The 20,098-nt window shown below is 58.5% G+C and carries 22 protein-coding genes; 12 read left to right on the top strand and 10 right to left on the bottom strand.

Annotated features, from left to right (window positions below):
* The first annotated feature begins 64 nt into the window (after positions 1-64).
* The 3 genes from BTN45_RS14395 to BTN45_RS14385 all read left to right on the top strand — a co-directional run bounded on the left by BTN45_RS14395 (position 65) and on the right by BTN45_RS14385 (position 2,633).
* Complete coding sequence (locus tag BTN45_RS14395) at positions 65-565, top strand: MarR family transcriptional regulator (RefSeq protein ID WP_207588404.1); 501 nt, start codon at positions 65-67, stop codon at positions 563-565.
* Between the two features lie 104 nt (positions 566-669).
* Complete coding sequence (locus BTN45_RS14390) at positions 670-1,377, top strand: FadR/GntR family transcriptional regulator (RefSeq protein WP_004439405.1); 708 nt, start codon at positions 670-672, stop codon at positions 1,375-1,377.
* A gap of 53 nt (positions 1,378-1,430) precedes the next feature.
* Entirely contained in the window at positions 1,431-2,633 is a 1,203-nt protein-coding gene (locus BTN45_RS14385) for a mandelate racemase/muconate lactonizing enzyme family protein (protein ID WP_004439403.1), read from the top strand.
* Here the strand turns inward: BTN45_RS14385 and xseA are convergent, their stop codons facing one another.
* The gene (gene xseA, locus BTN45_RS14380) at positions 2,634-4,232 is read right to left on the bottom strand and encodes an exodeoxyribonuclease VII large subunit (protein ID WP_184285168.1); all 1,599 of its coding nucleotides are present in this window, start codon (positions 4,230-4,232) and stop codon (positions 2,634-2,636) included.
* Between the two features lie 188 nt (positions 4,233-4,420).
* Here xseA and BTN45_RS14375 point away from each other — a divergent pair, with 188 nt between their 5' ends.
* Both BTN45_RS14375 and BTN45_RS14370 read left to right on the top strand, forming a co-directional pair.
* Positions 4,421-4,663 (top strand): hypothetical protein, encoded by a 243-nt coding sequence (locus BTN45_RS14375; protein WP_184285167.1) that lies wholly within the window; start codon positions 4,421-4,423, stop codon positions 4,661-4,663.
* 12 nt (positions 4,664-4,675) lie between these two features.
* The gene (locus tag BTN45_RS14370; protein WP_048902645.1) at positions 4,676-5,047 is read left to right on the top strand and encodes a hypothetical protein; all 372 of its coding nucleotides are present in this window, start codon (positions 4,676-4,678) and stop codon (positions 5,045-5,047) included.
* Here the strand turns inward: BTN45_RS14370 and BTN45_RS14365 are convergent.
* Complete coding sequence (locus BTN45_RS14365; RefSeq protein ID WP_022555462.1) at positions 5,044-6,027, bottom strand: Gfo/Idh/MocA family oxidoreductase; 984 nt, start codon at positions 6,025-6,027, stop codon at positions 5,044-5,046. The genes BTN45_RS14370 and BTN45_RS14365 overlap by 4 nt on opposite strands.
* Before the next feature lie 178 nt (positions 6,028-6,205).
* On the opposite strand from BTN45_RS14365, the gene BTN45_RS14360 reads away from it, so the two are divergent.
* The 4 genes from BTN45_RS14360 to BTN45_RS14345 all read left to right on the top strand — a co-directional run bounded on the left by BTN45_RS14360 (position 6,206) and on the right by BTN45_RS14345 (position 9,251).
* On the top strand, positions 6,206-6,766 hold the full coding sequence (locus tag BTN45_RS14360) for an isochorismatase family protein (RefSeq protein WP_048902644.1): 561 nt from the start codon (positions 6,206-6,208) through the stop codon (positions 6,764-6,766).
* Positions 6,766-7,749 (top strand): GlxA family transcriptional regulator, encoded by a 984-nt coding sequence (locus BTN45_RS14355; RefSeq protein ID WP_112556011.1) that lies wholly within the window; start codon positions 6,766-6,768, stop codon positions 7,747-7,749. The genes BTN45_RS14360 and BTN45_RS14355 overlap by 1 nt, the downstream gene beginning before the upstream one ends.
* Before the next feature lie 107 nt (positions 7,750-7,856).
* On the top strand, positions 7,857-8,807 hold the full coding sequence (locus BTN45_RS14350; RefSeq protein ID WP_207588402.1) for an aldo/keto reductase: 951 nt from the start codon (positions 7,857-7,859) through the stop codon (positions 8,805-8,807).
* Positions 8,808-9,251, top strand: a complete 444-nt coding sequence (locus BTN45_RS14345) for a GNAT family N-acetyltransferase (protein WP_112766062.1) — start codon at positions 8,808-8,810, stop codon at positions 9,249-9,251.
* Here BTN45_RS14345 and BTN45_RS14340 read toward each other — a convergent pair whose 3' ends face one another.
* Positions 9,252-10,142, bottom strand: coding sequence for a LysR family transcriptional regulator (locus BTN45_RS14340; RefSeq protein ID WP_004439376.1), 891 nt, complete (start codon positions 10,140-10,142; stop codon positions 9,252-9,254).
* A gap of 116 nt (positions 10,143-10,258) precedes the next feature.
* Here BTN45_RS14340 and BTN45_RS14335 point away from each other — a divergent pair, with 116 nt between their 5' ends.
* On the top strand, positions 10,259-11,260 hold the full coding sequence (locus tag BTN45_RS14335) for an aldo/keto reductase (protein WP_044459966.1): 1,002 nt from the start codon (positions 10,259-10,261) through the stop codon (positions 11,258-11,260).
* A 53-nt stretch (positions 11,261-11,313) separates the two neighbouring features.
* Here BTN45_RS14335 and pheT read toward each other — a convergent pair whose 3' ends face one another.
* The 6 genes from pheT to infC form a co-directional block, all read right to left on the bottom strand.
* Complete coding sequence (gene pheT, locus BTN45_RS14330) at positions 11,314-13,737, bottom strand: phenylalanine--tRNA ligase subunit beta (RefSeq protein WP_207588400.1); 2,424 nt, start codon at positions 13,735-13,737, stop codon at positions 11,314-11,316.
* Between the two features lie 24 nt (positions 13,738-13,761).
* A complete protein-coding gene (gene pheS, locus BTN45_RS14325) occupies positions 13,762-14,844 on the bottom strand; it encodes a phenylalanine--tRNA ligase subunit alpha (RefSeq protein ID WP_004439367.1) in 1,083 nt (360 codons plus the stop codon).
* Positions 14,837-15,715: a lipopolysaccharide kinase InaA family protein gene (locus tag BTN45_RS14320; protein ID WP_207588398.1), complete on the bottom strand. Its 879-nt coding sequence runs from the start codon at positions 15,713-15,715 to the stop codon at positions 14,837-14,839. The genes pheS and BTN45_RS14320 overlap by 8 nt, the downstream gene beginning before the upstream one ends.
* 162 nt (positions 15,716-15,877) lie before the next feature.
* A complete protein-coding gene (rplT, locus tag BTN45_RS14315) occupies positions 15,878-16,282 on the bottom strand; it encodes a 50S ribosomal protein L20 (protein ID WP_003493358.1) in 405 nt (134 codons plus the stop codon).
* Positions 16,283-16,322: 40 nt separating this feature from the next.
* A complete protein-coding gene (gene rpmI, locus BTN45_RS14310) occupies positions 16,323-16,526 on the bottom strand; it encodes a 50S ribosomal protein L35 (RefSeq protein ID WP_003493355.1) in 204 nt (67 codons plus the stop codon).
* A gap of 184 nt (positions 16,527-16,710) precedes the next feature.
* Entirely contained in the window at positions 16,711-17,247 is a 537-nt protein-coding gene (gene infC / locus BTN45_RS14305) for a translation initiation factor IF-3 (RefSeq protein WP_004439353.1), read from the bottom strand.
* 187 nt (positions 17,248-17,434) lie between these two features.
* Between infC and BTN45_RS14300 the strand changes: the two genes are divergently transcribed.
* Together BTN45_RS14300 and BTN45_RS14295 are read left to right on the top strand one after the other, a co-directional pair.
* On the top strand, positions 17,435-18,223 hold the full coding sequence (locus BTN45_RS14300; protein WP_022555455.1) for an alpha/beta hydrolase: 789 nt from the start codon (positions 17,435-17,437) through the stop codon (positions 18,221-18,223).
* Between the two features lie 118 nt (positions 18,224-18,341).
* Positions 18,342-18,956 (top strand): transglutaminase-like cysteine peptidase, encoded by a 615-nt coding sequence (locus BTN45_RS14295; RefSeq protein WP_004439350.1) that lies wholly within the window; start codon positions 18,342-18,344, stop codon positions 18,954-18,956.
* Between the two features lie 57 nt (positions 18,957-19,013).
* On the opposite strand, the gene mbfA is transcribed toward BTN45_RS14295, so the two are convergent.
* Positions 19,014-19,997, bottom strand: coding sequence for an iron exporter MbfA (mbfA, locus tag BTN45_RS14290; RefSeq protein ID WP_207588396.1), 984 nt, complete (start codon positions 19,995-19,997; stop codon positions 19,014-19,016).
* Between the last annotated feature and the right edge of the window lie 101 nt (positions 19,998-20,098).

Here is a 20,098-nt window from a genome sequence, read left to right as displayed (position 1 = left end):
CAAGACAAATGCACCCTAGGTGATTTTATCTTGACGTCAAGATACTAATTGTTATGCCTTGGTGATGAGCAAAGAACCACTTGACCGCGTCGATCACATTCTGGCGCAATGGCGCAGGGAGCGACCCGAACTCGACGTCGAACCCATGGCGCTGCTGGGGCGCCTGAACCGTCTCACCACCCATCTAGCGCGAGAGGTGGAGATCGTGCTGCTGAAGCACGGACTTTCCTCCTCCGCTTTCGATGTTCTCGCGACATTACGGCGTTCCGGATCACCCTACCGGCTTTCCCCCGGCGATCTGCTGGCGATGACAATGGTAAGCTCCGGCACCATGACCAACCGCATCGACCAGCTAGAAAAAGCTGGGTTTGTGAAGCGCATACATAATCCCGACGACCGGCGCAGCGTCTTGATATCGCTAACACAACCGGGATTTTCCATTGTCGAGGAAGCGGTCGGTGCACATGTCGAAAACCAGCAGCGCCTGGTCTCCAGTCTGAGCGAGGAAGAGCGCACGACGCTGAACCAGCTGTTGAAACGGTTCTTGCGGGATTTCGAAGCATAGGCATCTCCGCCTGGCAAACATAATGCTCTGTGATGCCGCTTGTTTCGCGCCCAAAAATCCTGTAAGCAATTTTCCGTAAACCTGTACTACAGGTTGGAGGAAAAATGTTAAGTGCCATTTCGCATGAATCCGGTCTCGTCAGCAGCACGATCGGCGCGATCACCCGTCATATCCGCGAAAACGAACTTGCGCCCGGCGCCAAGCTCCCGAGCGAACTTTCGCTCTCGCAGCAGCTCGGCGTTTCCCGCACCGTCGTCCGTGAGGCCTTCCGGTCCCTATCGGCCATGCGGCTGATCGATGTCAGCGCCGGCAAACGCGCTACGGTGGCGACGCTGGATCATGGTGCGATGTCGCTGATGTTCGAACATGGCATTCACACTGAGCAGATCAACATTCAGCAAATCTACGACGTACGACGCACGATCGAAGTCAGAACCGTGACGCTCGCGGCACTCAGACGAACGGATGCGGAAGCGCTCACCATTCTCGACCATGCCAACAACATGGAGCGGGACTTTGGCGACAATGACAAGGTCATGGAGCATGATCTGGCTTTTCACCTTGCTGTTGCAAGAGCCTCCAAGAACCCGGTTTTTGAACTCATTCTCGGCGCCTTTCAGAATGTAACGCGCCAGACGTGGCCGATCGGCTGGAAAAGCCGCACATCCGATGCACAGCGACATGCTGCAGGCGAACTTCACATCGCCATCGGACAGGCCATTGCCGCCGGTGACCCGCAAACCGCTTCAACGCTGATGGCGCGTCATTTCGATGAAAGCGTTCACGCGCTTCTGGCGGCCGGCATCGCCTGATTTTTTCAACGCCGTCCCAGACGGAAACTGACTGCCTCTGGAGGAGACACTTCATGAAAATCACCAAACTCGAGACCGTCCGCGTGGCGGAACGGGCAAACCTGCTCTGGGTTCTGGTCCATACGGATGAAGGCATTACCGGGCTTGGCGAAACCTTTTATGGCGCCGAGACGGTGGAGACCTATGTGCATGAATATATTGCACCCAGGGTCATCGGCCGCGATCCGCTGCAGATCGACCTTCTGGCGCAGGATCTCGTCGGTTATCTCGGCTTCCGCTCATCCGGTGCGGAAGTGCGCGGCAATTCGGCATTCGATATTGCGCTTTGGGATATTTTCGGCAAGGCCACCAACCAGCCGATAGCCCAGCTGCTCGGTGGTTTCAGCCGCAAGGAAATCCGTACCTACAATACCTGCGCGGGCACGGAATATATCAAGAAAGCCACCGGCCAGCAGACGGCCAATTACGGCCTCTCCGGTGGCAAGGATTATGACGATCTGAACGGCTTCCTGCATCGCGCGGACGAGCTTGCCCATTCGCTGCTGGAAGACGGCATCACGGCCATGAAGATCTGGCCTTTCGATGCAGCGGCGGAGAAGACGCGCGGGCAATATATCTCGATGCCGGACCTGAAGACTGCGCTTGAGCCGTTTGAAAAAATCCGCAAAGCGGTGGGCGACAAGATGGATATCATGGTGGAGTTTCACTCCATGTGGCAGCTTCTGCCCGCCATGCAGATCGCCAAGGCGCTCACGCCATACCAGACCTTCTGGCATGAAGACCCGATCAAGATGGACAGCCTTTCCAGCCTGACGCGGTATGCCGCTGTTTCGCCCGCACCGATTTCCGCGTCCGAAACGCTTGGCTCCCGCTGGGCCTTCCGCGACCTGCTCGAGACAGGTGCTGCCGGTGTGGTGATGCTTGATATCAGCTGGTGCGGCGGGATTTCCGAAGCGCGCAAGATTGCCTCGATGGCGGAAGCCTGGCATCTGCCGGTCGCCCCCCATGATTGCACCGGGCCAGTGGTGCTCTGCGCCTCCACACATCTGTCGCTCAATGCGCCGAATGCGCTGGTGCAGGAAAGCGTGCGTGCCTTCTACAAGACCTGGTATCGCGATCTCGTGACCGCATTGCCGGAAGTGAAGAACGGCATGATCACCGTGCCGCCCGGCGCTGGCCTCGGCATGGAGCTGCATCCCGATATCGAAAAAACCTTCACCGTCAGCCGCCGTTTTTCAGATGCGGCATCAATCTGATCAGAACAGGCTGCCCTGGTTGCCAGGGCCCGAAGAAGCCGGTTTTACCGGCTTCTTTTTCAACGCGACGGGCGTATCCGGGGACGGCGTCCCCTCTCCCGTTGTGATGGCGGAGACGCGACCGTCAGCAAATTCCATAGAGACAACAGCGCCTGACGCGATAGCCGCCGCGCGAGTCAGCGGCCGGTTCTCATCATCGCGGATCACCGCATAACCGCGATTCAGCACGTTCTTATAGGACAGCGATTGCAGGATACGATCATGGGCGGCGAGACCGGAACGGTTCTGCGCCATGCGATGCAACACGGCGGTATCGGCGCGACGAGACGCGGTGACGACGCGTTCCTTCTGCCGCTCCAGTTGGCCGAGAAGTCGGGCGGGGAGCGAACGCAACGCGGAATCGAAAGCATCAACGCGGCCCTGCCCCTGCAACAGGCGGCGTTCCACCAGGGTCTCGGCCCGGTGCATGCGTTCGGTGATCCGCTGCCTGTGGTGTTTGAGACCGTTCAACAGGGTTTCCGGCCTGAGACCCGAGGCAGAACGTTCGAAGGCACGGCGCTTGTTGAGGGCTGTTATTTCCAATCCGCGACCAAGACCACTCGCGGCCTCGTCGAACCGGCGGCGCGGCAAAGCAAGAAGCTGATCGAGCGAAGGCAGCGCGCGCACCAGCGCCCGCACACCTTGACGGCGATTGTCCATCTGTCGTGATACCGAGCCCGAAAGACGGGCAGCAAGGCCCGAAAGCTGCGCTTCGAGTTCCGCCCGCACCGGCACCGCCATTTCGGCGGCTCCCGTCGGCGTCGGGGCGCGCACGTCCGCGGCATAATCGATCAATGTCGTATCGGTCTCGTGTCCGACGGCGGAAATCAGCGGGATTTCGCTCTCGGCAGCGGCGCGCACGACGATTTCGTCATTGAAGCTCCAGAGGTCTTCGAGGCTGCCGCCGCCGCGCGCAACGATCATTACATCGGGGCGGGCAATCTCGCCACCGGGCTGAAGCGCGTTGAAGCCGCGAATGGCGTTCGCCACCTCCTCGCCCGAGCCTTCGCCCTGCACTTTGACCGGCCAGACGACGACATGGACCGGGAAACGATCCGAAATGCGGTGGAGAATATCGCGGATGACCGCGCCCGTCGGCGAGGTCACAACTCCAATGACGCGCGGCATGAAAGGCAGGCGGCGCTTGCGGGCCGGATCGAACAGCCCTTCCGCCGCCAGCCGCCGGCGGCGATCCTCCAAAAGCGCCATCAGCGCGCCGGCGCCGGCGGGCTCAAGGTTTTCGATGACGATCTGGTATTTCGAGGAACCGGGAAAGGTGGTGATCTTGCCGGTGGCGATGACTTCCATGCCCTCTTCCGGGCGGAATTTCAGCCGCGAGAAGGTGCCCTTCCAGATCACCGCATCGATGCGGGCGCGATCATCCTTCAGTGAGAAATAGGCGTGTCCTGACGAATGCGGCCCACGATAACCAGAAATTTCGCCCCGCACCCGCACCTGTTCGAACGCCGTCTCCACCGTGCGCTTGATGGAGCCCGACAGTTCGGAGACCGAGAATTCGGCAAGATTGCTCAATGCGGCGTGGGAGAAGATATCGCTCATGCCTGTTTGTAACCAAAAGCCGTCGATTCGGAAATGCCAGCGCCGGCCAGCGCTTTTTTAACCGCGATGAAACCATATCCTCAACTACAGAGTTAGGAAAATGGGGAATGGAGGAGAAAACAAGGGTTCGTTAGGGAAGACGGCGTTACGTCTGTCCCAGGCCCGGCAACCAAAGAGGAGGCGGCATCATGATTTTTCTTACCGCCACAGTGCTTGGCGTAACCGCAATTGCGTTACGTTCGGTTTTCAGCATCGTTTTCATTTGCATGATGATTATCGGTGCCTATGGCGTGGCGATTGCACTTTCTCCCACGGCCGTACCGCTGATGTCGCTGCTTCTGGCACTCGCCGGTTACAATTTCGGTGTCGTCGGTGTCATTATCAGCCTTCTCGTGCTGCAGCGCCCGCGTTCCACTCAGCCAACCCTCTAAAAGCCCCCGGCCTTGAGGCTTCCGCGCTTTGCCCTTACCGAGATTTGCGGGCTGGCCGCCGACATTATCGTTACCTGTCTGCTTATGTTCTATCTCGGCGTTGATGCGCTCGTCGCCCGCGTGCCCGGCGCGGCAACGGGGCTCGCAACAAGCTGGCGGCTGAACAGGGTCAATGCTGAGGCATCAGTTAGGCCGAACGGTTTCTTGATGAACGCCGTAACTTTTACAGCACGTATTGTCAGCGTCGGGCTTTTTGCGCTGCTGCAATGGCGCAACCCCCTGGTGCAACCGCTCGTGCCACTTGTCTTTTCAGCATTCGCGGCACTGGTGCTGGCGCTTTACGGCTATTGGCGGCTTCAAAGGCAACGGCAAGAGCGAGACTAAACCGTTTCCCAGCCGTCCTTTTCCGCCGCCCGGTAGATGGCGTCGATGAAAAGCTGGTTCTTCCTTGAGCTTTCCAACGTGACGACGTCGCCCTCACCTTTCGCCGCACGGGCAAAGGCTTCCGCTTCCAGCTTGTACTGACGGCTGTCCTGAAACCGGAAGATTTGCGAGACGTTATGCGTCTGATTGGTTAACTCGATCTCTTCCGCACCCCACCGATTGGCGTTGAAGGGCGACTTTACCTCGATGTAACCGTCCGTGCCATGGAAGATCATCAGCTGGCGGGAGGCGAGTTGTGTCGCCAGATAGAAGCTCAGTTCAAAACCGCCGAAATCGGCCCTGACGCTAGCGTAGATATCCGTGCCGAATTCACTGTCGCGTTCGACGGTCGCTTGCACACGTTTCGGTTCCGCACCGGTGGCAAAACGCGTCACGATCGTCGGGTAGACGCCGATATCCGGCAGGGCGCCGCCGCCCAGTTCGGGAATATTACGCATGTTACCGGGATCGCGGTTGAAGTACGTGAAAGCGCCCTGCACGTGTTTCAGCGAACCAATTGCGTCCGAAGCCAGCAGTTCTTTCACCTTCGCCCAGACCGGAGCGTAGGCCACCATGAAGGCCTCGGATACGATAACGCCGTTACGGTCGCGCGCGGCGATAAGGGCGTCTATCTCCTCGGCCTTTAATGAAATCGGCTTTTCGCAAAGAACATGCTTGCCGGCATCAGCCGCCCTGACGGTCCATTCCACATGCTGCGAGGTGGGAAGCGGAATATAAACCGCATCGATGACATCAGAAGCCAGCATTTCTTCATAGGAGCCAAAAGCGTAGGGCACTGAAAAGCGATCGGCCACCGCGCGCGCTTTGGCAGGATCGCGGCTGGCGATGGCGCTGACCACACAGTTCTGTGCATCCTGTATTGCCGGAATAATGTGGTCCTGAGCGATTTTCGCCGTTGAGATTATACCGAAGCGCAGCATTCCGTTCTCCCGTTCTGTCATTCCTGGAAACTTAGCACCGCCACACACTCTGGCAACCCGCGGCAGCGCGACTGATAAAGAATGGCCGGATTTGTCCGGTCATTGTCGGTCTGGCTGCTTTTATACGTACATCAAAAGGGAAATGATGCTAGACATGAACCCAACGGAGAACCGTGAAATGTCCTCTTCCAACACCGCGCTGCTTGTCATCGACGTTCAGGAATCCTTTCGTCACGCCCCCTACTTTGATGAGAGCGGCCTCACGCTTTATCTTGAGAAGCAGCAGGCGCTCATCGATGGCGCCAAAGCTGCTGGTATTCCCGTTGTGCAGATTCTCCATGTCGATGGTGACAAGGCCTTCTCAAAAGACAGCGGTTACATCCGCGCACTTGAGGGCGTAAGAATTACCCCAGATGTCACCTTTCACAAGAACCGCCATTCGGCCTTTGCCGGCACCGGTCTTGAAATCTGGCTGACTGAGAAGGGCATCAACCGATTGATCGTCTCCGGCATCCGTACCGAGCAATGCTGCGAAACCACGACCCGGCACGCTTCCGATCTTGGTTACAAAGTCGACTACGTCAGCGAAGCGACGCTGACTTTCCCGATGACACATGCTTCCGGCACCGTTTTCAGTGCGGAAGATATCCGCAAGCGAACCGAACTGGTGCTGGCTGGCCGCTTCGCGCGCATCGCAACTGTCAGCGACGTGCTTGCAACCATCAAAGAGGCCGCCTGATGGATGAGGGCGGCACCCGCGTCATTCCCTTTTATACGCTTGTGCCGCCACATGCGCTGTTGCTCGATATAGCCGGCCCGCTTGAGGTGATCCGTTATGCCAACGGGGAACAGCGCGACATCCATTTTGACTGCCGGTACATTGCTGCGAGCGACGAGCAACAAACTTCCATTGGCCTTGCGCTTGCCCGGCTTGAGAGCTTACCGGCGACGTTGCCGGAAAATGCTCTTCTACTGATCTCCGGGAGCACATCACGCTTCGACAGTGATCCGGGAACGCAGCGTGAGCGGCAGGCGCTGGCGACATGGCTGCGCCGTGCAGTGCGTCCCGACACCACGGTGATTTCCATTTGCTCCGGCGCGCTTCTGGCGGGCGAAGCGGGCCTTTTCGATGGACGCAACTGCACGACCCATGCCGACTGTATAGAGGGGCTACGCAGCATTGCGCCATTGTCACAGGTGGCCGAAAACCGCCTTTTCGTGGAGGACGGCAACCGTTTCTCCAGCGCCGGTATTTCCACCGGCATCGACCTGATGCTGCATGTGGTCTCCCGGCTGACATCGCCTGCGGTTGCGGCACGCATCGCCAAAACCATGGTGGTTTATCTCAGGCGTAGCGGTAACGATCCGCAAATCTCCCCCTGGCTCACAGGCCGCAACCACATCCATCCCGCCATTCACCGGGTGCAGGACCGCGTGATGGCCGAACCGGCGCAGGACTGGTCGCTGGAGCGGCTAGCGGATATCGCCGCGCTCAGCGAAAGGCATCTCTCACGTCTGTTTCGCGAGCATGCCGGCATCAGCGTCATCGATTATGTCAACCTGATGCGGGTCAACCTCGCCCGTGATATTCTCGCAAACAGCCGCCTTGATATGGAGGCCATTGCCGAACGGGCGGGTTTTGCCTCCGCGCGGCATTTGCGACGGGTCTGGCAGCAGCATAACCGTTATCCGCCCAGCCACTATCGCGGCTTTCACGCCTGATAATCTCGGACCTCCCGCAGCCTGATGATTGCCATCAAAGGAATTGAATGGTTATGCCGGCGGGCAGTTGCTAACCTTGCGATAAGACAGCAACAGGAGCATTCCCCGTGGAAAATCGAAGCCTCGGCCGCACCGGCCTCTCCATCGCGCCCATCGTCTTCGGCGGCAACGTGTTTGGCTGGACAGCGGATGAAAAGACGTCCTTTGCCCTGCTTGACGCCTTTTTTGATGCGGGGTTCAACGCCATCGACACGGCGGATGTCTATTCCGCTTGGGTGGATGGGCATGTGGGCGGTGAATCCGAGGCCATCATCGGCAAGTGGCTGAAACAATCCGGCGTCAGGCGCGAGGACGCGGTGATCGTCACCAAGGTAGGTTTCGACAATCGCGGCCAGAAGACCGGTCTCAGTGCCAAGTGGATCGCCGAAGCCGTCGAAGCTTCGCTGAAGCGGCTTCAGACTGATTATATCGACCTTTACCTCGCGCATAAGCCGGATGCCGACGTGCCGCTGGAAGAAACACTTGCCGCCTTCGCAAAACTGAAGGAACAGGGAAAAATTCGCGCCATAGGCTGCTCCAACTATTCCGCGGGCCAGCTTCAGGATGCGCTGGACACGGCAGAAAAAAATAATCTTCCGCGTTACGACGTGCTGCAGCCGGAATACAACCTCTATAACCGCAAGGATTTCGAAGGCCCGCTTGCCGAGCTTTGCCAGAAGGAAGAGATTGGCGTCATCAATTATTACAGCCTAGCGGCCGGCTTTCTGACCGGGAAATATCGTGCCAAGGCCGATACAGAGGGCGTCGCCCGCAGCTATCGCGTGGGCGAATATGTCAATGCCCGTGGCCTTGCCGTTCTGGGGGCCATGGATGCGGTGGCAGTCGAAACGGGGGCCAAGCTTGCAGATATTGCGCTGGCCTGGCTGTTGAGAAAGAAGGCGATAACCGCGCCCATCGCCAGCGCCACCAGCCTGTCCCAGCTCGAAAGCTTCAAACGCGCCGTCGAGTTGACCTTGACGGATGAGATGATGACGCTTCTCGACAAGGCGGGTGCATAAATGGAGCTTGTAATTCGCGATGCGCAGCCGGCTGACCGGGCGGACTGGCTGCGCCTGTGGAACGACTATCTCGCCTTTTACGATGTCGATCTCGCCGACGAGGTAACCGACCATACCTGGGAGCGCATTCTCGACCCCGCCTCGCGCGTTTCGATGCGGGTGGCAATGCTTGGCGACCGCATGGCCGGTTTCGCCATTCACCACTTCCATGATTCCACCTGGGTGAAAACGCCTGACTGCTATCTGGAAGACCTTTTTGTCGATGGCGAAATCCGCGGTAAGGGGACGGGCCGGGCGTTGATGGACGACCTTATCGCTATCTGCAAGGAAAAGGGCTGGTCTAGGCTTTACTGGAACACCGGTGAGGACAATCACCGCGCCCAGAAGCTCTACGACAGCTACGTGAAAAGCGACGGCCATATCCGCTATCGCATCACCTTCTGATCACCCCCGGAAGCGGAAGAAATCCACGAAGGCCCTCAGCGCCGGACGCATCTGCCGGCGCGAGGGGTAATAGATGTAAAATCCATCAAACGGCGCGCACCAATCCTCGAGAACGCGGATCAGCCTGCCCTCCCTTATATCGTCTTCGACACGCTGTTCAAAAACGAAGGCAAGCCCTGCGCCGTCTATCGCCGCCCGGCGAATGAGACTCTGGTCCGACAGGATCAGCGGCCCCTGAACGTCGACCACAAGCGCTTTGCCATTTTTCTCCAGCTCCCAGCGATAGATCAATCCACTCGCAAAACGCCGGCGGATGCAGCGATGCCGGATGAGGTCCCTCGGATCACGGGGAGGCGGATTTTCCGCAAAATAGGACGGTGCGCCGACAATCGCGCCACGCCAGGCCCCGCTCGCTTTCACGGCGATCATATCTGCATCGAGATGTTCCCCGAGACGAAGCCCGGCATCGAAACCTTTTGCGACAATATCTTCAAAGCGATCATCGGTCGAAATTTCGAGGGAGATTTCGGGGTAGAGCCGCAGGAATTCCCCCAGCCGGGGCACAATAAGATCTTCAGCGGCAAGTCTGGGGAGAGTGATGCGCAAAGGACCTGCGGGTCGACCGCCCTGTTCGGCAAGGGTATCGATGACGGCGTCGATATCGGCAAGCGCCGGACCCAAGGTTTCGAGAAGCCGCTTTCCCTCCTCTGTCGGAGAAACGCTGCGGGTGGTACGGTGAAGTAGCCGCAGGCCCAGGCTCGCCTCCAGCGACGAGACCGCATGGCTGACGGCGGAAGGGGCAATGCCGAGTTCGGCAGCCGCCTTGCGAAAGCTCCGGCCTTCGGCAACGGCGGAGAGAACGGCCAGTTGGGAGAGTTGCACACGGTTCATTGTTCTAAATTATAGAACAACCCACGCGGATTTGCAGTGATTATTTTTGCTGATCTCATTCGCTATGTTCCCATCACGCCCTGATGACGGGCGGTTCCTTATGGAAGGACGAACAGATGAAAAGCAGAACCCTTGGAGACAATCTGACCGTATCGGCGCTCGGCCTCGGTTGCATGGGAATGACCCATGCCTATAGCCCGACGGGCGATGAAAGCAGTGCGATCGCGACGCTGCATCGCGCTGTTGACCTCGGCGTTACATTTTTCGATACGGCGGAAGTTTATGGGCCCTACACGAACGAAATTCTCCTCGGCAAGGGCCTGAAGCCTTATCGTGACAGGGTGGTGATTGCCACCAAGTTCGGATTCAAGATTGATGGCAGCAAACCCGCGGGCCAGATGATGGTGGGAACGGACGGTCGACCGGAAAATGTTCGTGCCGTCGCTGAAGCCTCCCTCAAGCGCCTCGACGTTGACGCCATCGACCTCTTTTACCAGCACCGTGTCGACCCGGATGTGCCAATCGAAGAAACTGTTGGGGCGATGGCGGAACTGGTGAAGCAGGGCAAGGTAAAACATCTCGGCCTCTCCGAAGCCAGTGCCGAAACGCTTCGAAAAGCCCACGCCACCCACCCGATTGCCGCCATTCAGAGCGAGTACTCGCTGTGGACCCGCGACCCGGAAGAAAATGGCGTGCTGGATACCTGCCGTGAGCTCGGCATCGGTTTCGTACCGTTCAGCCCGCTTGGGCGCGGTGCGCTGACCGGAGCGCTGAAATCGCTGGACGGACTTGCAGCCGATGATTTCCGGCGTGGCCTGCCGCGTTTCCAGGGTGAAAACTTCGACGCGAACCTGGCGCTGGTCAGACTTCTGGAAGACATGGCTGCCGAAAAGGGTGTGACTGCCGGGCAACTTGCATTGGCCTGGGTGTTGGCGCAGGGGGATTTCATCGTACCGATCCCGGGCACCACGAAGATTGCCAATCTGGAGAAAAACGTCGCGGCCGCTGATGTGTCCCTGACGCCGGAGGAAGTCGAAAGCCTTGGCGCGTTGCTGGCTCCGTCCAAGGTTGCGGGCGAACGTTATCCCGAACGCATGTCACAGATGGCCAATCGTTAAAAAACAAAAAGCCGCGGTGGTTGCCGCGGCTTTTTTCAATCTGTTATCCGACGTCAGGCGCGCAGAACGCCGCCTGTCGATTTCTCGACATTGCCGACGATCTTGGCCGTCAAGGCTTCGAAATCCTCATCGGTCAGAGTCTTGTCGACCGGTTGAATCTGCACTTCGATGGCGACCGACTTGCGGTTTTCTCCGAGCGATGCGCCTTCGAAAATATCGAAGACATTGACGCCTGTAATCAGTTTGCGATCAGCGCTCGTTGCCGCCTTGATGATCGCCCCCGCCTCTACGGCCTTGTCGACCACGAAGGCGAAGTCGCGCTTGACCGCCTGGAAGGGGGAAAGTTCGAGCGCAGGCTTGGTGCGGGTGGCTTTCTTCTTCGGCTCCTGCATGGCGTCTAGATAAATCTCGAAACCGCAATAGACACCCGACACATCCAGCTCGGACAGTGTTTTCGGATGGAATTCACCGAAGTAACCAAGCACGACCTTCGGGCCCATCTTGATGGTGCCGGAGCGGCCGGGATGATACCAGGCAGGCCCGCCGGCCTCGATCTGGACATTGGCCATGGGGAGGCCGCAGGCTTCCAGCACCGTCAGTGCATCCGCCTTTGCGTCGTAGACATCCACGGGCTTGCCGCCGCCCTTGGACGCATTGGACCACATGCGGCCGCTGCCAGCGAGCGAGGCCGTGCCACGGCGAACACCGCCAGCAACACGGCGCTGCGTATCAGGCGTGTCGCCTTCATAGGTGCCGGAGACCTCGAAGATTGCGACGTCACCATAGCCCTTGTCGGCATTGCGCTGTGCGGCGGTCAGCAGGCCCGGCAGCAGCGAGGGCCGCATATCCGACATATCGGCCGCAATCGGGTTGGCGAGCTTGAGCGCCGGCGAGCCGCCGCCGAATAGCTTCGCCTGCGCTTCCGGGATGAAGGACCATGTGACGGCCTCCAGCATGCCGCGGCTTGCCAGCGCACGGCGCGCGGTGCGCGTGCGGACCTGCAGCGTGGTCAGGATGCGACCGTTGACGGCACCGAAGCTTTCCAGCGGCTCGGGTTTGATATTGTCAACGCCATGAATGCGCATGACCTCTTCAACCAGATCAGCCTTGCCGTCGACATCCGGGCGCCAGGACGGCACAGTGACGGACACGCGCTCGCCCGTTCCCTCGACCCCAAAACCCAGGCCCTTGAGGATGGCGAGGCTCTCTTCGGCCGAGACTTCGAGCCCCGTCAGCCGCTTCACTTCCGCAAGCGGGAAATCCACGACCCTGGGCTGATATCCCTTGTAACCGACCACCTTGGCTTCGCCGGCAACGCCGCCGCAGAGTTCGAGAACCAGTTCGGTGGTCCGCTCCAGGCCCGGAACCATGTATTCCGGATCGACACCGCGCTCGAAACGGTAGCGCGCATCGGTGATGATGCCGAGCGAACGGCCAGTCTTGGCAATGTTGATCGGGTCCCAGAGGGCGGATTCGATCAGCACGTCGACGGTGTTTTCGTCGCAGCCGGAATGTTCGCCACCCATCACGCCGCCGATAGACTCGAGGCCCTTTTCATCGGCGATGACGACATTGTTCGGGCCGAGCTTATATTCACGCTGATCGAGCGCGAGGATCGTCTCACCCTCCTTTGCGCGGCGAACGGTCAGATCACCCTTGACCTTGGCGGCGTCGAAGACGTGCATCGGCCGGCCCTGATCGAAGGTCATGTAGTTGGTGATATCAACAAGCGCATTGATCGGACGCAGGCCGATCGCCAGAAGACGCTGCTGCATCCATTTCGGGCTGGGGCCGTTCTTCACACCGCGCACGATGCGTAGCGAAAAGCCAGGGCAGAGGGCGGGATCGTCCAGTTCCAGCTTCACATCGACGGGCGTTGCGCCTTCCACCTTGAAGGAGGGTGCAGGCTTTGTCTTCAGCTTGCCGAGACCGGAGGCCGCGAGATCGCGCGCAATGCCGTAGATCGAGGTGCAGTCCGGACGATTGGGCGTGAGATTGATCTCGATGACAGGATCATCGAGGCCGGCATATGATGCGAAGGAAGTACCGACGGGCGCATCCGCCGGCAGGTCAATGATGCCGTCGTGATCGTCGGAAATGTTGAGCTCCTTTTCGGAGCACATCATGCCATGGCTTTCCACACCGCGAATCTTCCCGATGGCGAGCGTGACATCGATGCCCGGGACATAGGTGCCGGGACGTGCGAGCGCACCGACGAGCCCAGCGCGCGCATTCGGTGCACCGCAGACGATCTGCACCGGCTTGCCGTCACCGGCATCGACCATCAGCACTTTCAGGCGGTCGGCCTCGGGGTGCTTTTCAGCGGAAACCACCTTGGCAATGACGAAGGGCTTGTAGGCCGCCTTGTCGTCAACATCCTCGACCTCAAGGCCAATCGCCGTCAACCGCTCGCAGATCTCGTCCAGCGTCGCATCGGTATCGAGATGCTCTTGCAGCCAGGAAAGAGTGAATTTCATGTCTTTGCTCCTTGGCTAACCGGATTAAACGCTCAGACCGCCGAACAGCGTCGGCATGTCGAGCGGGCGGAACCCGTAGTGGTTCATCCAGCGGACATCGGCGTTGAAGAAATCGCGCAGATCGGGCATGCCGTATTTAAGCATGGCGATGCGGTCGAGACCCATGCCCCAGGCAAAGCCCTGATATTCATCCGGATCCAGCCCGCCGGCGCGCAGCACGTTCGGGTGCACCATGCCGCAGCCGAGAATTTCCATCCAGTCCTTGCCCTCGCCGAACTTGACGATGGGGCCGGAACGGTCGCACTGGATATCCACCTCGAAGCTTGGCTCCGTGAAGGGGAAGAAGGACGGGCGGAAGCGCATGACGACGCTGTCGACCTCGAAGAAGGCCTTGCAGAACTCCTCAAGAATCCAGCGCAGATTGCCGACATGCGCCTTCTTGTCGATGACAAGACCTTCGACCTGATGGAACATCGGCGAATGGGTGGCATCGGAATCCTGGCGATAGGTCTTGCCGGGGATGACGATGCGGATCGGCGGCTTCTGGCTCTCCATGGTGCGGATCTGCACCGGTGAGGTGTGGGTGCGCAGCACCTTACGCTCGCCTTTTTCGTCCGGCTGGAAGAAGAAGGTATCGTGCATCTCGCGGGCCGGATGGCCTTCCGGGAAGTTCAGTGCCGTGAAGTTGTAATAGTCAGTCTCGATGTCAGGACCTTCGGCGATGGAGAAGCCCATATCCGCGAAGATGGCAGTGATTTCGTCGACGATCTGACTGATGGGATGAATGCGGCCGCGCTCTGCCGGAGACTGGCGGACGGGCAGGCTGACGTCCACCGTTTCGGCCTTGAGACGCGCGGCGATGGCGGCGTCTTTCAGCGCGTTCTTGCGCTCGCCGATAAGGTCGGTAATTTCGGTCTTGAGCTGATTAATGGCGGCGCCGCGGGTCTGGCGCTCCTCCGGGCTCATGCTGCCAAGCGTCTTCAGAAGCTCCGAAACCGAGCCCTTCTTGCCAAGCGCGGAGACGCGCACGGCTTCGATGGCCGGTTCATCGGCAGCGGCGGCGATCTCCGACATCAATTGCGATTTCAAGGTATCAAGTTCAGTCATCTTTTCCTGCCTTGCCGGATTTTTTAACAGCGGCGTCGGTGTTCACAGCATTCATCAGATAGTCGGTCGCCATGATAAAGCGTCGCAGATCACTACCCATCCGCACGCGCCCGATCAACCGGGCAAGCGGTAAAAAACGCCCGAGAATGCGGGTCAAGCGGGTTAATTCTTCCAGTGCGCGGGGCGGAGCATTTTCGAGCCAGCGCGAAAAGGCGGCGTCGCGGGTTTTGGGGGCATCATTGGCGCGCGTGGCAACCTGCAGAAACAGCAGCCAGATATCACGAGCCTGCGCCGTTTCCAGCGGCATGACATCCTGAGGGCGCTCCTCGAAATCCATGAAACCGATACGGCCATCCTTCAAGAAGAAGTCTCGTACATGCGGGCGGCCGTGGCAGAGGCCTGCGGCATGCAGCTCGCCAAGTGCTTCTGCGGATTTAACAAGCAGGGCGTCATGCTCGATCGGATCGGAGGCCTTCAGGGCATCCATGCGCTCCATGAGCGTCGGGCCTACATCTCCCAGCACCACGGCCGTGCGGGATGAGTAGATCAGCGGCGGAACCGGGAAGCCGCGCTGCTGGAACTGCTGCAAGGTTTCGAGTTCCCGCTGCATGAGGCCCGCGCCATCACGCGGTTCGGAAGGGCGAAGAAAAGCGTAGGGCAGGAGTTTTGACAGCAGCTTCTGAATTTTCATCCACCACGTCACACGCTCCGTGCCCTGCCGTTTGATCCACACCGTCAGCTGCGAGAGTTCAACCTTCTGAATGCGACGGTCACTTTTCAGGAGGACACGCATCACGGTTGCGATGTCATCGTCGTCGAGATGAACGCGGAAACCTTCCGCTTCCACAACCTCACTTTTATTGACCTGCATTTCGTCCACCAAAGGTTTCGCTTCAAACGGCGTGAATACTCCAAGTCTTCTAAATTTCTAAATTAAAAAACGCCGATAGAAATGTATGGCAGCTGAAAAGAAAAAACCCGCGCCGGTTGCCCGACGCGGGTTCAAATGAACAACAGATTGTCCGCGCCGTAATTACTTTACAGCGGTTTCAAACTCGTTGGCCGTACCAGCATCCTTGAGGTACTCAAGCGCCTTCTTCGCTGCTTCGACGAGCGCGCCGAATGCTGCCGGCTCATGGATAGCCATGTCGGACAGAACCTTGCGGTCCACTTCGATGCCAGCCTTGTTCAGGCCGTCGATGAAGCGGCCATAGGTGAGGCCGAATTCGCGGACAGCAGCGTTGATACGCTGGATCCAAAGAGCGCGGAAGTTACGCTTGTTGACCTTGCGGTCGCGGTAAGCGTACTGCTTGGAACGATCCACGGCAGCCTTTGCTGCGCGGATGGTGTTCTTGCGGCGGCCGTAGAAACCCTTGGCTGCCTTGAGTGTCTTGGTGTGCTTGGCGCGGGAAGTTACGCCACGTTTTACGCGTGCCATGTCATGATCTCCTTAAAGTGTCCAAAAATGCGGAAAAGTCTCAGAGACCGTTCGGCAGGTAGTTCTTGACGACCTTCTTGCCGTCAGCTTCGGCGAGAACCATGGTTCCACGCGCGTCGCGAATGAACTTGTTGGTACGCTTGATCATGCCGTGGCGCTTACCGGCGGCGGCTGCAACAACCTTGCCGGTTGCAGTGATCTTGAACCGCTTCTTTGCAGCGGACTTCGTCTTCATCTTGGGCATTTTGCTACTCCGTTTTTGTATCGAAACAGGCAGACGAGGCCTATTTCAAGCTATTCAGGAACGGCCTCGGCATGCCCTGCCGGACCGTTCGGACGCGCGCTTATAACCGCAGTCGGTTAAAAGCGCAACGGGGAAAGCGAACTTCCCCGTGCGGCTCATTACGCCAGTTCTGTGGCGGTATAAATTATTTCGGCGCGAGAACCATCATCATCTGACGGCCTTCAAGCTTCGGCTCGGCCTCCACCTTGGCAATCGCCTGAGTGTCTTCCTTCACCTGAAGAAGAAGCTTCATGCCCAGTTCCTGGTGAGCCATTTCACGGCCACGGAACTTCAGCGTCACCTTCACCTTGTCGCCATCTTCAAAGAAACGGCCCATCGCCTTCATCTTCACGTCATAATCATGCGTGTCGATGTTAGGGCGCATCTTGATTTCTTTGACTTCGACGATCTTCTGTTTCTTGCGCGCTTCAGCGGCCTTTTTCTGGGTCGCGTATTTCAGTTTGCCGAGATCGAGGATCTTGCACACCGGCGGTTCAGCGTTCGGCGAAATCTCAACGAGATCGAGACCGGCCTCCTCCGCCAGTTTCAATGCCTGATCCGTCGGCATGCTACCGAGGTTCTGGCCCTCTTCATCAATAAGCTGAACTCTGGGAACCCGAATTTCCCGGTTGGAGCGCGGCCCCTCCTTGACGGGGGCATCGGCTTTGAAAGGTCTGCGAATGGTCGTATTCTCCTGATCTGTTTCTGGATCACGTCGGCAAAAAACAGCTTGTTTGGTACAAGCGGCGGAAATGTCGTTATTGCCGTGGCGAAGTCAATAGCATATCTGCCCGAAAAGATCACCTGTTGTCACGGTTTTTGCAAATACGCCGCCGTTGTTGCACTAAAATCAGGAGAATTGCATATACATGAGCGAACAAGCCGCCGAATTCCTGCGCGTAGGTCCCGATAACGACAGCCGCGAGATTGCCATTCTCCATCGTCCGGCGATTTCCGGCAAAAGCGCACCCATGCTGGTGTGGCTCGGCGGCTATCGTTCAGACATGACCGGAACAAAGGCGGTCGAACTGGATCGCTTTGCAGCGGAAAACGGCCTTGCCTGCCTTCGGTTCGACTATTCTGGCCACGGCGCGTCCGGCGGAGATTTCAAAAAAGGCACGATCTCCCGATGGCTGGAAGAGGCTCTCGCCGTAGTGCGTGCAAAGGCGCCGTCGAGCGTCATTCTCGTCGGCTCTTCGATGGGCGGATGGATCGCCTTGCGCATGGTTGAGGAACTACGCAAGACAGGTGGCGCCCCATCCGTCGCAGGCCTGATCCTCATCGCGCCTGCGCCTGATTTCACGGCGGAACTGATAGAGCCCAGCCTGACGGAGGCAGAAAAGACATCGCTGCTGGAGAGGGGCTATTTCGAGGAGCACTCGGAATACAGTCCCGAGCCCAACATCTTCACCCGCGCGCTCATGGAAGACGGCCGGCAGAACCGCGTGTTGCAGGGCATCATCACCACCGGTTGCCCCGTTCACATCCTGCAGGGCATGCGCGATCCCGACGTGCCCTATCAACACGCGCTGAAACTTCTGGAACACCTGCCAGCCGACGACGTGGTTCTGACGTTGATCCGCGACGGCGACCACCGGCTCTCCCGGCCACAGGACATTGAAAGGATGCTCACGGCGGTGAGAGCCCTTGCAACATAGGCATTTCCGCAACGCTCTTAACCATATTCAACGAGTCTTGCGCGCCATTGATTGCTAAAGATTGACTCCTGCCCCCCAACCCTCTTAACTTTTCATTAAGAATTAAGGGACGGGTTTCATGATGAACGCACCGCTGGCGCGTGCGCTGCTGTCTGCAGTTGCCGCCGGGCTAATGACTGCTGCCTCCGCCATGGCGGAAACCAAGGGAAGCCCTTCCATGGTGACGGGCGGGATCACCTCCCAGCCGATCGGCCATTACGAGTTCTGTCAAAAATATGCCGACGAGTGCAACATTCGCAGCAAGGCGACGCCGCCGCCACGCGTCACCGACTATGGCTGGGGCGTCATTCGCGAGGTCAACACCTCCGTCAACACGACCATCGTGGCGATGACCGACCAGGAAATCTATGGCAAGGACGAGGTCTGGGAATACCCGACAACCGCCGGCGATTGCGAAGATTTCGTACTGCTGAAGCGCAAGAAGCTGATCGAGCGTGGATTTTCCGTGGCCGACCTGCTGATAACAGTCGTTCGCAAGCCTGATGGTGAAGGTCATGCGGTGCTTACCCTTCGCACCACGGATGGCGACTATATTCTCGACAATCTCACCGACGACGTGAAGCTCTGGACCGACACAAACTACACCTATCTGAAGCGGCAGGCGTCCTTTAATACGGGCCGCTGGGTTTCCATCGAGGATGGTCGGGACGTTCTGGTCGGCGCGTTGCGCTGATCTGCATGAAATCGATTATATCGAAAAGCCCGCGGCACGCGCCGCGGGCTTTTGCCTTTAGCCATTGCCGATGATAATGCCGGCCGCCAGCACCAATGAGCCACCGAGGACCACCTGAAAGACGGCGCGCAGGAATGGCGTTTCCATGAAGCGGTTCTGAATGAAGGCGATAGCCCAGAGTTCCACGAAAACAACGATCGCGGCAATAGCCGTGGCTGTCCAGAAATGCGGGATGAGATAGGGCAGCGCGTGGCCGAGGCCGCCAATGGCCGTCATGATGCCCGATGCCAGGCCGCGCTTCAGTGGCGAGCCTCGACCGGAAAGCTTGCCGTCATCATGAGCGGCTTCCGTAAACCCCATGGAGATGCCCGCGCCGACGGAGGCGGAAAGACCGATGAGGAAGGTCTGCCAGGTATCCTGTGTGGCAAAGGCCGCTGCAAAGATTGGCGCCAGCGTCGACACGGAACCGTCCATAAGCCCGGCGAGACCCGGCTGCACATAGGTCAGGAGGAACTGACGCCTGGCGGTCTCCTCTTCTTCCGTTCTGCCGTTTTCATCGAGATGTTTTTCCTCGAGCATATGGGCGATATCCTCGTGGCCGCGCTCTGCCTCCGCCAGATCACCGAGCAACTTGCGCGTCGAGGCATCCGTGGTGCGCTTGACGGCTTCGTCGTAAAAACGGATTGCCTGCGCTTCCATCAATTCCGCCTGGGCGCGAATTTTTTCCAATGAGAGATTCTTCACCAGCCAGTCCGGTGTGCGTTCGTAGAAACCACGCAAATGTTCGCGGCGTATCAACGGTATGGTTTCTCCGAAGCGGCGGCGATGCATGTCGATCAACACGTTTCGATGCTGCTGCTCGACCTCGGCCATGTCGTCAAAAACCTTCGCCGATTGAGGATATTGCGCGCGCAGGTGATCGGCATAGGAGCGGTAGATGCGAGAGTCATCTTCTTCCGACGAGATGGCGAGCGCCAGGATTTCCTGTTCGCTGAGGGAGGAAAAGGGACGTTTGGAAAGCGAGAAAAGACTGTGGAACATGGCTGAAACCTTTTTAGAATAATTCTAAATACATCCGCATCACCCCGCGATCAAGCCATCTTAGAATAATTCTAATCAGTCAAAGCGCCGCATTGCCGGTG

This window comes from Rhizobium sp. ZX09, assembly GCF_017357485.1.
GTDB classification, from domain to species: domain Bacteria; phylum Pseudomonadota; class Alphaproteobacteria; order Rhizobiales; family Rhizobiaceae; genus Agrobacterium; species Agrobacterium pusense.
Note: the sequence above shows the minus strand (reverse complement) of the source record. Positions and strands in the feature narration are given on the sequence as shown.

What these genes read in the sequence shown, in the direction of transcription:
- BTN45_RS14395 (WP_207588404.1), top strand. Translation starts at nt 65, where the DNA reads ATGAGCAAAGAACCACTTGACCGCGTCGATCACATTCTGGCGCAATGG.
- BTN45_RS14390 (WP_004439405.1), top strand. Translation starts at nt 670, where the DNA reads ATGTTAAGTGCCATTTCGCATGAATCCGGTCTCGTCAGCAGCACGATC.
- BTN45_RS14385 (WP_004439403.1), top strand. Translation starts at nt 1,431, where the DNA reads ATGAAAATCACCAAACTCGAGACCGTCCGCGTGGCGGAACGGGCAAAC.
- xseA (WP_184285168.1), bottom strand. Translation starts at nt 4,232, where the DNA reads ATGAGCGATATCTTCTCCCACGCCGCATTGAGCAATCTTGCCGAATTC.
- BTN45_RS14375 (WP_184285167.1), top strand. Translation starts at nt 4,421, where the DNA reads ATGATTTTTCTTACCGCCACAGTGCTTGGCGTAACCGCAATTGCGTTA.
- BTN45_RS14365 (WP_022555462.1), bottom strand. Translation starts at nt 6,027, where the DNA reads ATGCTGCGCTTCGGTATAATCTCAACGGCGAAAATCGCTCAGGACCAC.
- BTN45_RS14360 (WP_048902644.1), top strand. Translation starts at nt 6,206, where the DNA reads ATGTCCTCTTCCAACACCGCGCTGCTTGTCATCGACGTTCAGGAATCC.
- BTN45_RS14355 (WP_112556011.1), top strand. Translation starts at nt 6,766, where the DNA reads ATGGATGAGGGCGGCACCCGCGTCATTCCCTTTTATACGCTTGTGCCG.
- BTN45_RS14345 (WP_112766062.1), top strand. Translation starts at nt 8,808, where the DNA reads ATGGAGCTTGTAATTCGCGATGCGCAGCCGGCTGACCGGGCGGACTGG.
- BTN45_RS14340 (WP_004439376.1), bottom strand. Translation starts at nt 10,142, where the DNA reads ATGAACCGTGTGCAACTCTCCCAACTGGCCGTTCTCTCCGCCGTTGCC.
- BTN45_RS14335 (WP_044459966.1), top strand. Translation starts at nt 10,259, where the DNA reads ATGAAAAGCAGAACCCTTGGAGACAATCTGACCGTATCGGCGCTCGGC.
- pheT (WP_207588400.1), bottom strand. Translation starts at nt 13,737, where the DNA reads ATGAAATTCACTCTTTCCTGGCTGCAAGAGCATCTCGATACCGATGCG.
- pheS (WP_004439367.1), bottom strand. Translation starts at nt 14,844, where the DNA reads ATGACTGAACTTGATACCTTGAAATCGCAATTGATGTCGGAGATCGCC.
- BTN45_RS14320 (WP_207588398.1), bottom strand. Translation starts at nt 15,715, where the DNA reads ATGCAGGTCAATAAAAGTGAGGTTGTGGAAGCGGAAGGTTTCCGCGTT.
- rplT (WP_003493358.1), bottom strand. Translation starts at nt 16,282, where the DNA reads ATGGCACGCGTAAAACGTGGCGTAACTTCCCGCGCCAAGCACACCAAG.
- rpmI (WP_003493355.1), bottom strand. Translation starts at nt 16,526, where the DNA reads ATGCCCAAGATGAAGACGAAGTCCGCTGCAAAGAAGCGGTTCAAGATC.
- BTN45_RS14300 (WP_022555455.1), top strand. Translation starts at nt 17,435, where the DNA reads ATGAGCGAACAAGCCGCCGAATTCCTGCGCGTAGGTCCCGATAACGAC.
- BTN45_RS14295 (WP_004439350.1), top strand. Translation starts at nt 18,342, where the DNA reads ATGATGAACGCACCGCTGGCGCGTGCGCTGCTGTCTGCAGTTGCCGCC.
- mbfA (WP_207588396.1), bottom strand. Translation starts at nt 19,997, where the DNA reads ATGTTCCACAGTCTTTTCTCGCTTTCCAAACGTCCCTTTTCCTCCCTC.